Annotated in this window: 17 protein-coding genes; 15 read left to right on the top strand and 2 right to left on the bottom strand. The window is 46.2% G+C overall.

Going from position 1 to position 13,980, the window contains the following annotated elements; genetic code table 11:
• Positions 1–10: 10 nt before the first annotated feature.
• From sigY to GJB61_RS28610, 14 genes are all read left to right on the top strand, one after another.
• A complete protein-coding gene (gene sigY, locus GJB61_RS28670; RefSeq protein ID WP_154122461.1) occupies positions 11–547 on the top strand; it encodes an RNA polymerase sigma factor SigY in 537 nt (178 codons plus the stop codon).
• Positions 537–866: a YxlC family protein gene (locus GJB61_RS28665; RefSeq protein WP_154122460.1), complete on the top strand. Its 330-nt coding sequence runs from the start codon at positions 537–539 to the stop codon at positions 864–866. Before sigY ends, GJB61_RS28665 begins: the two co-directional genes overlap by 11 nt.
• Positions 867–894: 28 nt before the next feature.
• On the top strand, positions 895–1,086 hold the full coding sequence (locus GJB61_RS32035; RefSeq protein WP_229522513.1) for a hypothetical protein: 192 nt from the start codon (positions 895–897) through the stop codon (positions 1,084–1,086).
• Between the two features lie 7 nt (positions 1,087–1,093).
• Positions 1,094–1,285: a PLD nuclease N-terminal domain-containing protein gene (locus GJB61_RS28660; protein ID WP_154122459.1), complete on the top strand. Its 192-nt coding sequence runs from the start codon at positions 1,094–1,096 to the stop codon at positions 1,283–1,285.
• Positions 1,285–2,199 carry an ABC transporter ATP-binding protein gene (locus tag GJB61_RS28655; protein ID WP_154122458.1) on the top strand — a complete coding sequence of 305 codons (915 nt, stop codon included), beginning with the start codon at positions 1,285–1,287 and terminating at the stop codon, positions 2,197–2,199. The genes GJB61_RS28660 and GJB61_RS28655 overlap by 1 nt, the downstream gene beginning before the upstream one ends.
• Entirely contained in the window at positions 2,196–2,969 is a 774-nt protein-coding gene (locus GJB61_RS28650) for an ABC transporter permease (protein WP_154122457.1), read from the top strand. Before GJB61_RS28655 ends, GJB61_RS28650 begins: the two co-directional genes overlap by 4 nt.
• Before the next feature lie 158 nt (positions 2,970–3,127).
• Positions 3,128–3,511, top strand: coding sequence for an ATPase (locus tag GJB61_RS28645; protein ID WP_154122456.1), 384 nt, complete (start codon positions 3,128–3,130; stop codon positions 3,509–3,511).
• Between the two features lie 213 nt (positions 3,512–3,724).
• Positions 3,725–4,012, top strand: a complete 288-nt coding sequence (gatC, locus tag GJB61_RS28640) for an Asp-tRNA(Asn)/Glu-tRNA(Gln) amidotransferase subunit GatC (protein WP_154122455.1) — start codon at positions 3,725–3,727, stop codon at positions 4,010–4,012.
• A gap of 28 nt (positions 4,013–4,040) precedes the next feature.
• Positions 4,041–5,498 carry an Asp-tRNA(Asn)/Glu-tRNA(Gln) amidotransferase subunit GatA gene (gatA, locus tag GJB61_RS28635; RefSeq protein ID WP_154122454.1) on the top strand — a complete coding sequence of 486 codons (1,458 nt, stop codon included), beginning with the start codon at positions 4,041–4,043 and terminating at the stop codon, positions 5,496–5,498.
• 19 nt (positions 5,499–5,517) lie between these two features.
• Positions 5,518–6,963: an Asp-tRNA(Asn)/Glu-tRNA(Gln) amidotransferase subunit GatB gene (gene gatB, locus GJB61_RS28630; protein WP_154122453.1), complete on the top strand. Its 1,446-nt coding sequence runs from the start codon at positions 5,518–5,520 to the stop codon at positions 6,961–6,963.
• Positions 6,964–7,053: 90 nt separating this feature from the next.
• On the top strand, positions 7,054–7,524 hold the full coding sequence (locus GJB61_RS28625; RefSeq protein WP_154122452.1) for a GNAT family N-acetyltransferase: 471 nt from the start codon (positions 7,054–7,056) through the stop codon (positions 7,522–7,524).
• Between the two features lie 44 nt (positions 7,525–7,568).
• On the top strand, positions 7,569–9,479 hold the full coding sequence (locus tag GJB61_RS28620) for a DUF4097 family beta strand repeat-containing protein (protein ID WP_229522512.1): 1,911 nt from the start codon (positions 7,569–7,571) through the stop codon (positions 9,477–9,479).
• Positions 9,480–9,605: 126 nt separating this feature from the next.
• Positions 9,606–10,037, top strand: a complete 432-nt coding sequence (perR, locus tag GJB61_RS28615; RefSeq protein ID WP_154122451.1) for a peroxide-responsive transcriptional repressor PerR — start codon at positions 9,606–9,608, stop codon at positions 10,035–10,037.
• Between the two features lie 267 nt (positions 10,038–10,304).
• A complete protein-coding gene (locus tag GJB61_RS28610) occupies positions 10,305–12,026 on the top strand; it encodes a glycosyl hydrolase family 18 protein (protein WP_154122450.1) in 1,722 nt (573 codons plus the stop codon).
• A gap of 68 nt (positions 12,027–12,094) precedes the next feature.
• Here GJB61_RS28610 and GJB61_RS28605 read toward each other — a convergent pair whose 3' ends face one another.
• Complete coding sequence (locus GJB61_RS28605) at positions 12,095–12,460, bottom strand: YgzB family protein (RefSeq protein WP_154122449.1); 366 nt, start codon at positions 12,458–12,460, stop codon at positions 12,095–12,097.
• Between the two features lie 126 nt (positions 12,461–12,586).
• On the opposite strand from GJB61_RS28605, the gene GJB61_RS28600 reads away from it, so the two are divergent.
• The gene (locus tag GJB61_RS28600; protein WP_195724511.1) at positions 12,587–13,465 is read left to right on the top strand and encodes a nucleotidyltransferase-like protein; all 879 of its coding nucleotides are present in this window, start codon (positions 12,587–12,589) and stop codon (positions 13,463–13,465) included.
• Positions 13,466–13,725: 260 nt separating this feature from the next.
• Here the strand turns inward: GJB61_RS28600 and GJB61_RS32030 are convergent.
• The coding region (locus GJB61_RS32030) for a hypothetical protein (RefSeq protein WP_229522511.1) at positions 13,726–13,980 on the bottom strand (255 nt) is incomplete at its 5' end.

Here is a 13,980-nt window from a genome sequence, read left to right as displayed (position 1 = left end):
TGAGAGGCAGATGAGCGACCAGGTGCAGGAGCAGATCAGACAAGCGCAGCAAGGCGATGCTTCGGCGCTGGCTGTGCTGCTGCGGGAACACTATACTTTTTTGTACAAATATTTGGTCAAGGTTACCATGGACCCCTTGCTTGCAGAGGAGATTGTCCAGGATACGATGGTTCGGTGCATGGAAAGAATCAGTACCTATAACGGCTCTTCGGCTTTCTCATCTTGGTTGATTACGATTGCGACTAGACTTTATATCGACCGGAAGCGGCGTTGGAAGCGGGAAGCGGAGTGGAAGCAGCAGGAGGAGCAAGGCGCCCGTTCCATCCGTTGGCGGTTTGAGAGTCGGGGTGAGGAATGGAGTGTAGTTCTGGATGCACTCTCCAGGCTGCCAACTGCCCAGCGGGTGGCTCTACTGCTGAAGCATTATTACGGATACAGTTATGAGGAAATCGGAGCGATATTGCAAATTCCGTCCGGGACAGTCAAATCACGGGTAGCCTATGGTATAAGCCAAATGAGAAAGGAGTTGAATGAGGATGGAGAATGAGCAGGATCAGGAGTTGTTTTTGCAGAAGCTGACAGGGGAACTTCACCGCCTGGATGCACAATATGATGACTTAAACCCGCCTTCAATACAGGAACTCGAGCGCTTGATTGCTTCAGAAGCTGTCCGGAGAAATCGACAGGCTCGTAAAGAACTACTGTTATTCTGGCTGATATCTTTAATTCTCCTCAGTTCATGTCTGGCTGTCCTTAGCTCTGCACCGGCTATATATTGGGTTGTTCAAGCACTTATACCCGTTGTGGGGCTCAGCGGATTGGCGGTTGCCCATATAAGACGAAGAAGAGAGGGTGCAGAAGATTGAGAGAGCTGCAGGATATCCCTCTATGGTTATGGATTTGTTTAGCAGCCGGTTTAATGACACAGGGAACATGGTTGTTTCGGAATGCGAGAAGCAGAGGCAGGAGAGCGTGGTTTTGGGGATTATGGGGGATTACAACGATGCCTACACCAACGGTTGTATACCTGCTCCTTGTCATTTTTCCAGAGAAACGCAGACAGAAGATAAAATAATGAGAGGATGAGTTAATCATGGATAGTGTGAATTGGGGATTAATTATGCCGTTGCTGATTTTACAGGCATTGTTGGCAATCATTGGTTTGATCTCATTGGCCAAAGTAGAACACACACGTGGTCCGAAGTGGCTGTGGTTAATTATTCTTATTTTCGGCAACTTGCTGGGCAGTATTGTCTATTTTACGGTAGGAAGGAAAGATATCTGATGCCACTGCTTCAGGTCACTAATTTACGCAAAAGCTATGGCAAGCATACATCTGTCGATGGGATCAGCTTTGAGATAGAGCAAGGGAGATGTGTAGCTTTGCTGGGTCCTAATGGGGCGGGAAAAACAACCACACTGCGCATGCTTGCTGGATTGCTGCAGCCTACTTCTGGGGCCATTTCTTTTGATGGCAGTCATCCTGGAATGGATTACCGCAGGGCACTCGGATATTTGCCTCAGGCTCCAGCTTTCTATGGCTGGATGAGCGGTATGGAGTATGTTACCTTTGCCGCAAAACTTAGCGGCAGCGGATCTAAGGAAGCTGCCAGTATGGCGGCAACGGCTATTGAGCGCGTAGGTCTCACTCAAGATGCCCGCCGCCGGATTGGTGGTTATTCTGGAGGAATGAAGCAGCGGCTGGGACTTGCGCAGGCGCTGGTGCATCGCCCCCGCCTGCTGCTGCTTGACGAACCGGTATCTGCGCTTGATCCACTGGGCCGCCGGGAGGTTATGGAGCTGCTGCGGGATATTCGTGAAGAGACGACCGTGCTATTCTCTACACATGTGTTGCATGATGCTGAAGAAATATGTGACGACATTATTTTGATGAATCGTGGTCTAATTGCAGAACAGGGAGCCTTATCCCAGCTTCGCTCGAAATACAGTCTGCCAGTTATACGTATGCGCACGGAGAAGAACGACGGAGCGCTGAAATGGCTGGAGACTTTGGCTTCGAAGCCTTTTATAGTGGAGGCCCGTCTCTCAGGCGATGGAGCAGTTTTTAATGTTAGCGATGTAGAAGTTGCCCGCCGGAGTATTTTGCAGGAAGCGGCAAGCCTTGATATCCCGTTACTGCAATTCGAAGCAGGTTCTTCTACGCTTGAGGATTTGTTCATGAAAGTGGTGGGGGCATGAAGAGTGTCTGGGTTTTTTATCAAAAAGAAATGCTGGAATTACTACGCAGCTATAAACTGCTCTGGATACCGGTAGTGTTCATAATATTAGGGATTATGCAGCCGCTAACGACCTATTATATGCCGGAAATTCTGAAAGCCTCCGGAAATGTACCGCCAGGGCTCCTGGAAGGTTATGTTATTCCGGGTGCGGCTACTGTTATGGCGCAAGCGCTTGGACAGTATGGTTCTATGGGGATGCTAGTATTGGCACTGGCAACAATGAATAGTCTTTCTGGTGAACGGTATAGTGGGACTGTGGAGATGGTCCTAGTAAGACCACTGACACCAGCAACTCTAGTCATTGCCAAATGGGCTGCTCTGCTGACTTTGCTTATGATTGCGCTTGGATTGGGAGCTATCGCTGCGGGCTATTACATTGAACAGCTGATTGGTTCTTTATCATGGAGCACCGTTCTGGCTGCTGCCTCCATATATGGACTCTGGCTGCTGTGTGCGGTCTCTATGACATTACTGTTCAGTGCTTTTCTGCGCGCACCTGTCGCCGCTTTTCTGGGCCTCTTATTAACAGCTGGTTTGGCGCTGGCTCATAGCTTGTTGCCATCATGGTTGGATTGGACACCCGCGGCGCTTCCTGACTTATCCGCCCAGGTGCTTTTACAAGCTGGTAGTGTATCTTTGGTTGGCCCTTGCCTATCTGCAGGGATTTTAATCCTGATTTGTATGGGCGGAGCTTCGCTACTGATCCGTAGGAATATATTGCCGAATTAAGACAGGAATAGAGCGGTAGCCCTCTTTCTATCAATAAAAGAGAATATCTTGGAAAAATATTTGAATTGGCTCTCCTCCTGCTGGACAGCACTATCTTTTTTTAGTAGACTGTTGAAACAAGCAAAACCATAATAGATTTTGGAGCAGGAGGTAGGACGATGCTGCATTTAGGAGAGAAGATTGTCATAGTTGCGGACGCTTTCGAGCAGAGTCTTCCTATCGGAGACTACGGTTACCTGATTGCTTACGATCGCAATCCGGATAACGCGTTTGATTATGTCATTCGTGTACCTCAAGCAAACCGGAACTTTTATGTTACGGCAGAGGATATTGAGGCCGAAGAGAATCTGCTAGTAGTAGAGGCTGAGAGAGCTACGCACGAAGCGTTAATCGATTATGCCTTGTCCACGTATAATGAGAAGCTGTTTCATCATTTGATGAACGGTGAAGATATGGAAACAGAAGAGACGGAAACTGTGTCAAAAGAAGGTCTGTCTCAAGCGGAATTTATCAAACAAGTAAATCTCCGGGCTTGGATATAAGTAAAGCCGGCGAAAGTCGGCTTTTTCTTAATAGACATATGATGCTAGGAAAGGTATCCCTTGCCATTTTGGCTTGAGGGATACCTTTTTTGTATATTGCAGTCATCCCGATTTATCCTGAATTCAAGCCATCATTGAATTGTCGAGGCTTCTACAATATAATTAGAAACGTTATCCGGGCACTTTAGCCCGTTACACTGGAGGGATATATTGATGAGTATTACCACAAAAGATGTGCAGCATGTGGCCAAGCTGGCCCGCCTGCAATTAAGCCCAGAAGAAGAGGCCACCTTTACAGAACAAATGAATGCTATTTTACAATATGCCGAGAAATTAAATGAACTGGATACCGACAATGTGAAACCGACTACGCAAGTATTGCAGGTCAGCAACGTCATGCGTGACGATGTTGTGAAGGAGAGCCTTTCTCAAGAGGAGGCACTGCTTAACGCACCGGAAGATGAAGATGGGCATTTCAAGGTGCCTGCTGTACTGGAATAACTAATATCAATTGAGAGGAGGAAGAATTTTGAGCTTGTTTCAATATCGGTTACCTGAAATACATAACATGCTGCATAACAAAGAGATATCAGTCAGTGAGCTGACTGAAGAATCGTTTGCTGTCATTGCACAGCGAGACGAGAAGGTACATGCATTTTTGACACTAAATGAAGAGGGGGCTCGAGCGACGGCTCGTGCCTTGGATGAGAAGCTAGCTTCCGGAAGTGCACGTGGGTTGCTGTTTGGTCTTCCTGCCGGGATTAAAGATAATATTGTTACCAAGGGATTACGTACGACTTGTGCCAGTCAATTTTTGAAGAACTTCCAGCCCGTATATGATGCTACTGTTGCCAGCAAGCTGCAGCAGGCTGATGCAGTAACGATTGGCAAGCTGAATATGGATGAGTTCGCTATGGGTGGTTCCAACGAGAACTCCAGCTTCGGACCTGTTCGCAATCCGTGGGATCTGCAGCGTGTGCCGGGCGGCTCCAGTGGTGGTTCGGCTGCTGCGGTAGCAGCTGGTGAAGTATTCTTTGCCCTTGGTTCCGATACAGGCGGTTCGATTCGCCAGCCTGCTTCTTACTGCGGCGTTGTTGGCCTCAAGCCAACTTACGGACTAGTATCACGCTACGGTTTGGTAGCTTTTGCTTCTTCACTTGATCAGATTGGCCCGGTTACGCGTAATGTGGAAGATTCTGCTTATGTGCTGCAAGCCATTGCCGGATACGATGCCCAGGACTCCACCTCGGCTAAGGTAAATATTCCGGATTATTTGAGTGCACTCACCGGTGATGTATCCGGGCTGCGCATCGCTGTCCCGAAAGAATACTTGGGCGAGGGAGTAGAGGCTTCTGTTCGCGAGACGGTACTGTCCGCACTGAAAGTGCTGGAAGGTCTGGGAGCGGTCTGGGAGGAAGTATCCCTTCCTCATACCGAATATGCGGTAGCAGCGTATTATTTACTCTCCTCTTCTGAAGCTTCCTCCAATCTGGCTCGCTTTGACGGCGTACGTTACGGTGTACGTGCGGATGATGGCGGTGGCTTGCTTGATTTATACCATAATTCTCGCAGCCAAGGTTTTGGACCAGAGGTTAAGCGCCGCATTATGTTGGGTACTTATGCGCTCAGCTCCGGTTACTATGATGCTTATTATTTGAAAGCGCAGAAGGTGCGGACTTTAATTAAGCAGGATTTTGATGAAGTATTCAAGAAATATGATGTAGTTATCGGGCCAACTGCGCCAACAACAGCTTTCAAGCTGGGTTCGCAGACGGAAGATCCGCTGACCATGTATTTGAACGATATTCTTACTATTCCAGTCAGCCTAGCTGGTATCCCTGCCGTTAGTGTTCCTTGCGGATTTGCTGAAGGTTTGCCTGTCGGTCTGCAAATTATCGGTAAGGAATTTGATGAAAGTACGATTCTGCGCGTAGCGCATGCCTTTGAACAGAATACAGATCATCACAAGCAGCGTCCACAGCTGTAATAAGCTTTTGAAGGAGGGAATGGAATTACTTATGTCTAAATACGAAACGGTCATCGGACTGGAAGTTCATGTGGAGCTTCATACGAAATCCAAGATTTTTTGCGGATGCTCCACTGAATTTGGCGCTCCGCCTAATACACACACTTGTCCTGTCTGCCTGGGACATCCTGGCGTACTGCCGGTGCTGAACCGCCAGGCGGTAGAATATGCAATGAAAGCAGCGATGGCGCTGAATTGTACCATTGGTGATGTTAGTAAGTTCGATCGCAAAAATTACTTTTATCCCGATTCACCGAAGGCCTATCAAATTTCGCAGTATGATCAGCCGATCGGCCTGAATGGCTGGATTGATATTGAAGTGAACGGAGAAATCAAACGAATCGGTATCACACGTCTTCATTTGGAGGAAGATGCCGGTAAGCTGACCCATGTAGACGGCGGTTTTGCTTCACTCGTTGATTTCAACCGGGTCGGAACTCCACTCATTGAGATCGTATCCGAGCCAGATCTGCGCTCCCCGGAGGAAGCCCGTGCCTATCTGGAGAAGATTCGGGCTATTATGCAGTACTGCGACGTATCCGATGTTAAGATGGAAGAGGGATCGATGCGCTGCGATGCGAACATCAGCTTGCGTCCAGAAGGACGGGAAGAGTTCGGTATTCGTGCGGAACTTAAGAATATGAATTCATTCCGTGGCGTGCTGCGCGGTTTGGAATATGAACAGATCCGCCAAGCCGAGATATTGGATGATGGTGGAATTGTTATACAGGAAACACGCCGCTGGGATGAAGCTGGAGGCCAAACCTTATCCATGCGCGGCAAGGAAGAGGCTCATGATTACCGTTATTTTCCAGACCCGGATCTGATTGTACTGCATATCGAGGATGCATGGAAAGAATCCATCCGCGCCACCATTCCAGAACTTCCTGATGCGCGCCAGGTTCGTTACAGTGAGGAATATGGCCTCACAGCATATGATGCTGGTGTAATCACATCCTCCAAGCTGCTCGCAGATTTCTTTGAGGGAAGTCTTGCCTACACGCAGGATGCCAAAGCTGTAGTTAACTGGATTACGGGCGAGTTGCTGGCCTATCTGAATGGCAACAATCTGGAATTGTCGCAGGTAAAGATTACTCCCCAAGGAATGGGCGAGATGATTGGTCTGATTGCAAGCGGAACTATCAGTAACAAGATTGCCAAGATTGTCTTCAAGGAGATGCTGGAGAGCGGGAATTTACCAGGGGCAATTGTTGAGGACAAGGGATTAGTTCAGATCAGCGATGAGGGTGCGATCAAAGGGATTGTTGAAGCGGTCGTAGCGGCCAATCCGCAATCTGTAGAAGATTATAAAGCTGGCAAACAGAAGGCGATTGGTTTCCTTGTTGGACAGGTTATGAAAGAAAGTAAAGGGAAAGCAAATCCGGGCCTCGCGAATAAGTTGCTAGCTGAGGTACTAAACAGCTAATTCTTAATTTAGGGTATATACTTTAGTAATATAAACTTAGGGCTTGTCGACAACGGCAGGCTCTTCGTAGCATATAAGGGGAATGTGCGGATGGATACAATTATTAAGCTAAACCTGCAGGATGACAGCACCGTTAATGAACTGTGGAGCCTTCAGCATCAAGCCTACCGTCTCGAAGCGGAGCTTATAGGATTCCATGAGATTCCGCCGCTGCTGGAGACCAGAGATATGCTGAGACACGTTAAAGAGGAATTCTATGGCTGCTTCGATAGTAACAATGACCTGATGGGGGCTGTTGCTACAGAGGAAGAGTCACCGGGGAAACTGACCATTACAAGAATGATGGTCGACCCGGGCTATTTTCGCCAAGGAGTGGCAGGCCGCCTCTTAGAATATGTCTTCAAGCGTTATGAAGGAATGGAGCAGTTTATAGTATCAACTGGCAAACTGAATATCCCGGCAGTTACTTTATACACCAAACACGGATTTATTGCCGTTGGATTGGAGGAAGTGGTTCCTGGGGTGGAATTAATTGAATTTCATCGGAGTGGTACACATTGAATAACGAGGCCTATACACCCAGCTATGAAAGGAGGAGTCCCGAAATGAAAGATGAATCTACAATGCTTCCTATTGATGAAGATCAGCGTGATCCTGGCGAGCCGGAGTCTGCAGAACTCGGATCTCAGACTCAATTAATTTCGCCGCGTCTGAAGAGACATACCCGGAAACGCAAATTTATTGCCGGATTACTGGCAGCGATCATCCCTGGCAGCGGGCATTTATATTTCGGGCTTCTCCGCAAAGGGATTTCTTTTATTTTTCTGATTCTGCTGGATATCGCAGCATTACTCTATTTCTCCTCTATAGGGATGCAGATCAATGTTCCATTGCTTATTTTATTAGCACTGCTGATTCCGGCACTATATTTCTATAATGTGTTCGATGTGCTGCAATCCGCAGACCGGATTCTTCGTTTCCCTGAGGATCAAGATTCTGAAATTCTATTAGATAATGCTGCGGATACCAAACGGCGTAAATTTGTTAGTGAACCCGGCATTTCGTTTGGACTGTTGTTGCTGCTCGGAGGAGTTATGCTCTTTCTATTTCGACAAAAGCCAGAATGGCTGCAATTCTTCATTGAGCATTATGCAGAAGCGGCAACTGCAGCAGCCTTAGTGTGCTTTGGCTTATTACTTGGAGCTAGAGAGATTACTAGAGGATTTCACCGGCGTAAGAACGCCGAACGTCGTAACCGCCGGGTCGGAAGATTTACGGCGTCCCTGCTGCTTATTGGTGTCGGAGTTCCCTTGTATCTGGATTGGCGAGAGGGAACTGATTTTATGCTTCTGCTGCTGAAGTGGTGGCCGGTTATACCTGTGCTATGGGGAATTGAGTACCTGCTAATATTCTTTTTCAACCGTCACCGTTCGAATTCTGACGTAACAGGAGCTAGAACCAGACTGGATTTGCGCGGATTACTATCCGCCATATTATTAGCTGCTAGTATATTTATCGTAGCCGAGCAAGAACATTACTTGCATTTGTGGAATCGAGTCAGTCTTAACCTGACCGCAGCAGCAGTTGATTACGGTGAGGCAGAAGGCAACAAGTTTCAGAAAGCGCCATTAATTATTCCTGTCGAACTAGATACGGCCAAGATATCGATCGATGGTATCAACGGAGATATTTTAGTGCATCGTGCTCCGGTAGAGGATATTGAGATCGTGACTACAGTTTGGGTAGATCAGTTAGAGGGAGTTATGGCTGAAGCAATCTCTGACCAGTCCTTTGTAGATGCTACACCAGGGTCAACCATCAAGATTACCCCCGAGAGCAAGGCATACGGTGATTCCGGCAAACGCCAGCCACGCATGAATTTGGATATTTCTCTTCCGGAGGACCGCCGATTTAATCTGGATATTAGGACAATGAACGGTGGCATTACCTTGCAGAACGTGGAAGCAATTGAAGATATCTCACTGGAAACCGGGAATGGGCAGCTTATTCTGCACCGCATATTAGGCGAGGTTAAAGGAAAAACGCTTAACGGGGCTGTACGGGTCAGAGGGGTTCAAGGAAGCGTTGATCTGTCAACGAGTGGTGGTGACATGAATGCTTGGGACGTAACAGGGCCTCTTAAGTTGTCAACGGCTGTTGGCAATGTAGGTGCCATCAATAATGGGGATAAAGTGGATATTTCCAGTAAGAATGGCAATTTGGAGGTTGATGGTGCCAGATCAAATCTGCATGCAGAATCCCTGAATGGCGGAATTAATGTGCGTTCTGATTTACTTGGAGGAGATTGGGATATTTACAGCGCGGTTGGTGATATCAGCGTCTTTTTACCTTTGGTAGGAGATTATAAGGTGGAAGGCTCGAGTGGATATGGTGATATCGTTTCTGATTACCCAGGACTGCTTATTGATAAAAAGACGATCTCTGGGAAAGCTGGGAATGGAGAACACAAAGTCCATATCGAAGGAAACAGTAGTTTAAATGTGATGAAATATTGAAATAAGTAATTTTTATTATATAATAATGAATATAATGTACAGACCTCGTTGACAACGTTCAAAGGCCGGTCTTACAATTAAAAGTAGAGTCTATATTATGTTTTCTAAAAGAAGGCGGTGGCATTGATGGGTAGTGGCGTACAACATGCTTTGGAACAATTGAAGACAACCGGTGTCCGTATTACGCCCCAGCGTCATGCGATTCTTACTTATTTAATGGAAGCTATGAATCATCCCACGGCGGATGATATATACCGGGCGTTAGAGCCGAAGTTCCCGAGTATGAGCGTAGCAACCGTATACAACAATCTAAAAATGTTCATGGAAGCCGGTATGGTTCGCGAGTTGACCTACGGTGATAACTCCAGCCGTTTCGACGCTAATGTGTCTGATCATTATCATGTGATCTGCCAGGTTTGCGGTAAGATTGAAGATTTCAGCTATCCATCGCTTCATGATGTAGAGCTTCGTGCGGAGCAGGCTACAGGCTTTAAGATTAATGGATTACGCATGGAACTTTATGGGGTATGTAAGTACTGCAGAGATAAGCAGCATTAAGAAGTACAGCATAACAGAATGGCTTAGGTCCTGTTGCAGCGTATTTCCGGGCTATAAGACATATTGCTCACCTATTAATAACGTGCGGAATCCGAAGACGGAGGACTCACGTTATTTTTTTTGAATACTGCTCTTGCTGAAAGATAACTGCGATAACTGCCAATTATTCGGGTTATGCGAAACCAAATAGGTTACGCAAGCGTATACTTAAAGTCGGCAAATGCCGTTTCTTTTATAAATTCAGCTACGATCTGGAGGATATATATCTTGGACAGAAGACAGAGACAAAGACGTGTCAACAAGCGCGGACTTCTTTTTCGCCGCCTGCTTGGACTTTTGATCGTTGCAGCCGCAGCTTACTGGATTGTCTTTTTTGTATTACCAAACCGATTGCACATTGACCCTGATTGGAAAGGTTTGGAACAGCCTATCTTTGTTAAAGGGGAACTAACTGGTTTTTCTGCTTCGGGCACAGGTGATAGCTTGCTTTTGCCGCTACCATTATTGCAGAAATATGTGGATTCATCTATTCGTTATGAAGAGGCAACTAAATCAGTCATTCTATCAACAGATACCAGTCTTTTGTATATGCAGGAGAATTCGAAAGACGCAAGCCTGAATAATAAGCCGCTGCAACTGCGTCTTGCTCCTGAAGAAAAGGGTGCTCTAACGTATCTTCCTGCGGACACTTTGCAGGACCTCTACGGGTTCGAAGTACAGGAGGATACAGAAACAGGCGCTGTTCTCTTAATGACCGCTGGAGAGACTGTACCGCTTGGTAAGGTAAAGGGTGAGAAGGGCGACAAGGCAAAGGCTTTGCGCAGTGAGGCATCGATTCATGCGCCGATTGTGGCCGATATGCCTCCGGGAGCAGTAGTGAGAATCTGGAACGGAGACAACAAGGACTGGCTGTATGTTCAGATGAGCAGCGGCTACACGGGATATGTTCAGGCCAGCGGGATTGTTCTTGATGGTCAAAAGACAGTGGAACAGAAGCCTTCCACCCCATCACGGGCTGAACGGAGCTGGAAGGGGAAGCCCGTTAATATGTTCTTCGAGGCTGTCTATGAACGCAAGCCTGATCCGGATTCAATAGGGAAGCTGCCGGGGGTGAATGTCGTTAGCCCAACCTGGTTTAGTATTATTGATATTAATGGGAATGTACGCAGCAAGGGCGATACTACCTATGTGAAGTGGGCTCATAACCAAGGTATGGAAGTATGGGGTTTACTGAGCAATAGCTTTGAATCCGATTTGACTACTGGTGCTTTATCCAGCTATGAGAAGCGGATGAACACGATCGTCCAGATGCTGGAATACGCTGATTTATACGAGCTGGACGGTATTAATATCGACTTTGAGAATGTGTACACGAAAGATGGAGAGAATGTTACGCAGTTTATGCGGGAACTGAAGCCTATGGCACAGGCCAAGAATTTGATCGTCTCAATGGATGTTACACCTAAATCCAACAGTGAAATGTGGTCCTTATTTCTAGATCGGAGGGCACTAGCAACAGTGACTGATTTTCTAATTGTTATGGCCTATGATGAGCACTGGGCTGCCAGTCCTATTGCCGGCTCAGTTGCTTCACTACCTTGGGTGGAAAGCTCCCTAAGCCGTATTATAGAAGAAGACGGTGTAGCGCCTGAGAAGCTAATTCTCGGTGTCCCATTGTATACGCGCATCTGGTCGGAGACTGAGGTAAAGGGTAAGACAAAGGTAAGCTCCAAGGCTGTCGGCATGAAGGCCGTTCAGAAAATTCTTGCTGATAAGAAGCTTAAGCCAACATTGGATAAGGATGCAGGACAGAATTATATAGAGTATAAGGAAGACGGCATTCTACGTAAAATATGGATTGAAGATAAGGTATCTCTTAAAGCGAGAGTTGAGTTGGCCAAGTCTTTGGGACTTGGTGGGATTGGAGCCTGGAACCGCAGCTTCGCCATCCAGGATGCTTGGGAAGCATTAAAAGAAATTCAGAATTAATATATTCACATAGACATAACTAAGGGGCTCCCATCGTGGGAGCCCCTTTCGTATTAGGTAGCATTGTATTAGTGCTTCAACTGCTGTTTTTCAAGCTGCTCTGCTGTAATATTCGCCTGTGCAGGATCGAGAGTGAGAATGGTATGACAGAACATGCAGCGGTCAGTTTTGCCGAGTATTTTGGTCAGCTTATGACATTCAGGACACTCTACCTGTACAGCACTAGTTGATAACATGCCAGCCCAGAAATAAATTGCAAGACTGGCCATCATAGTGATTAGTCCGATAACGAGTCCAATCGCAGCGAATACTTTGCCTGCCGAACCCCAAAATACGATGCCTGCTGTCCCAAAAATCATAAGCCCCATTCCAAACATAGTAAGCAGTAATCCCCATGTACGGAAAGCATTGATTTTGGCCGATTTAAACTTCATGTGTGTTTACTCCTAACTAAATATAGTTGGATTAACAGAAGGAATTTGTATCAATTTGTAGAATAATATTATTAAGTGAATTATAACTGAATGGATGCAAAATCGCCAAATTTGATGGAGGGAAGCATGGAACTGTCTAATTTGACCTTATTAAGTGGAGAAACGTTTGATGAGAATGTTCTAGGGGCTGTCGCCTTGCGGCGAAATGGTAACGCACCATACCAAAGCGTGCTTCTTCATGAATTTGATATGGTGGTATTAATGCTGCACGAGGAGTTGGAGCAGCAACATATTGTCACTCATACTATAGCCGGTACGAAGCGCACTCAAACGCTGCATGTGGGTCTTTCCGCTTTGGAGCGGGCTGTTATGGCAGGTGATAATAATGAACTCATAACCAGCCTGATGGCGGGCGAATTAATCTGGGACCCTCGAGGAATATTGAAGGATATGCGGCAGGAGATATTACACTTTGACGGGCCACTTAAAGAACGGGTGCTTTTTATGGAATTTGCCCGTTTTTTGCATATGTACGTGAAGTCCAAACGGTATCTAGATGCAGGCTGCATTATGGATGCTTATAACTGTATATTAATGGCATTATACCATTGGGCTCGTATCGAAGTGGGTGAAAGTGGGAGTTTTCCGGATCCGGCAGTTTGGGAGCAGGTAAAGAGTCTCAACAGTTCAGTTCATAAATTGTATGAAGAATTAACGATCAGTACAGAAACGCTAGAGCAACGAGTAGAGCTTGTGCTACTGGCTTGCGAGTTTTCAATTATGTCCAAAATGGCTGATAGCTGCACTATGCTTCTCAAGCTCCTGAATGGACGTAAAGAGCCATGGAGTATAAAAGAGTTGCTGCAGCATTCAGGCTTGAGTCACCTGGAAGCTGAGTTGCCACTGGTCCTACGCAAGCTGGTGTCCCGTTCATTAGTCCGAGAAATAACATCTTGGGCTGATACTACTGCTGATGATGGTTATACTATTCGTTATACTTTGTAGTGACATGCTTAAAATATATAGAATGAAATAGAGATAAAATGTTTAGGATAGGGAGAGTCTGAGCACTCTCTTTTTTTGTTTATTCATTATAAAAGTGAGCTATAGAATTTGTAACGAATATTATAGTTGACTCATTCCTAGATGATGTGTTAAATTATAACTCGTGCCTCTGAAACGACGAATTGCCTCAAAAGCAGTTGGAAGTTAACCCAAAAAAGAAATTAAAAAAAGGTTGACTAAAACAAGGGTGCTGTGATATATTATAAAGGTCGCTGCTGAGACGCAGTGATGACTTGAAGAGAGAACTTGATCTTTGAAAACTGAACAACGAGTGAGTGGGATTTTACGAAAGTAAAATCCAAAAGAAGATGAGTTTCACAGCGTTTACGCTGAGTGAACTTGTCGGTTAGAGAATGTAAATTCTCGTCAGATGTTTCAAAATGAGCAATCGCTCTTTTCAATACAAATTGGAGAGTTTGATCCTGGCTCAGGACGAACGCTGGCGGCATGCCTAA

Source organism: Paenibacillus monticola (assembly GCF_009664975.1).
Lineage (GTDB): Bacteria > Bacillota > Bacilli > Paenibacillales > Paenibacillaceae > Paenibacillus_AQ > Paenibacillus_AQ monticola.
Note: the sequence above shows the minus strand (reverse complement) of the source record. Positions and strands in the feature narration are given on the sequence as shown.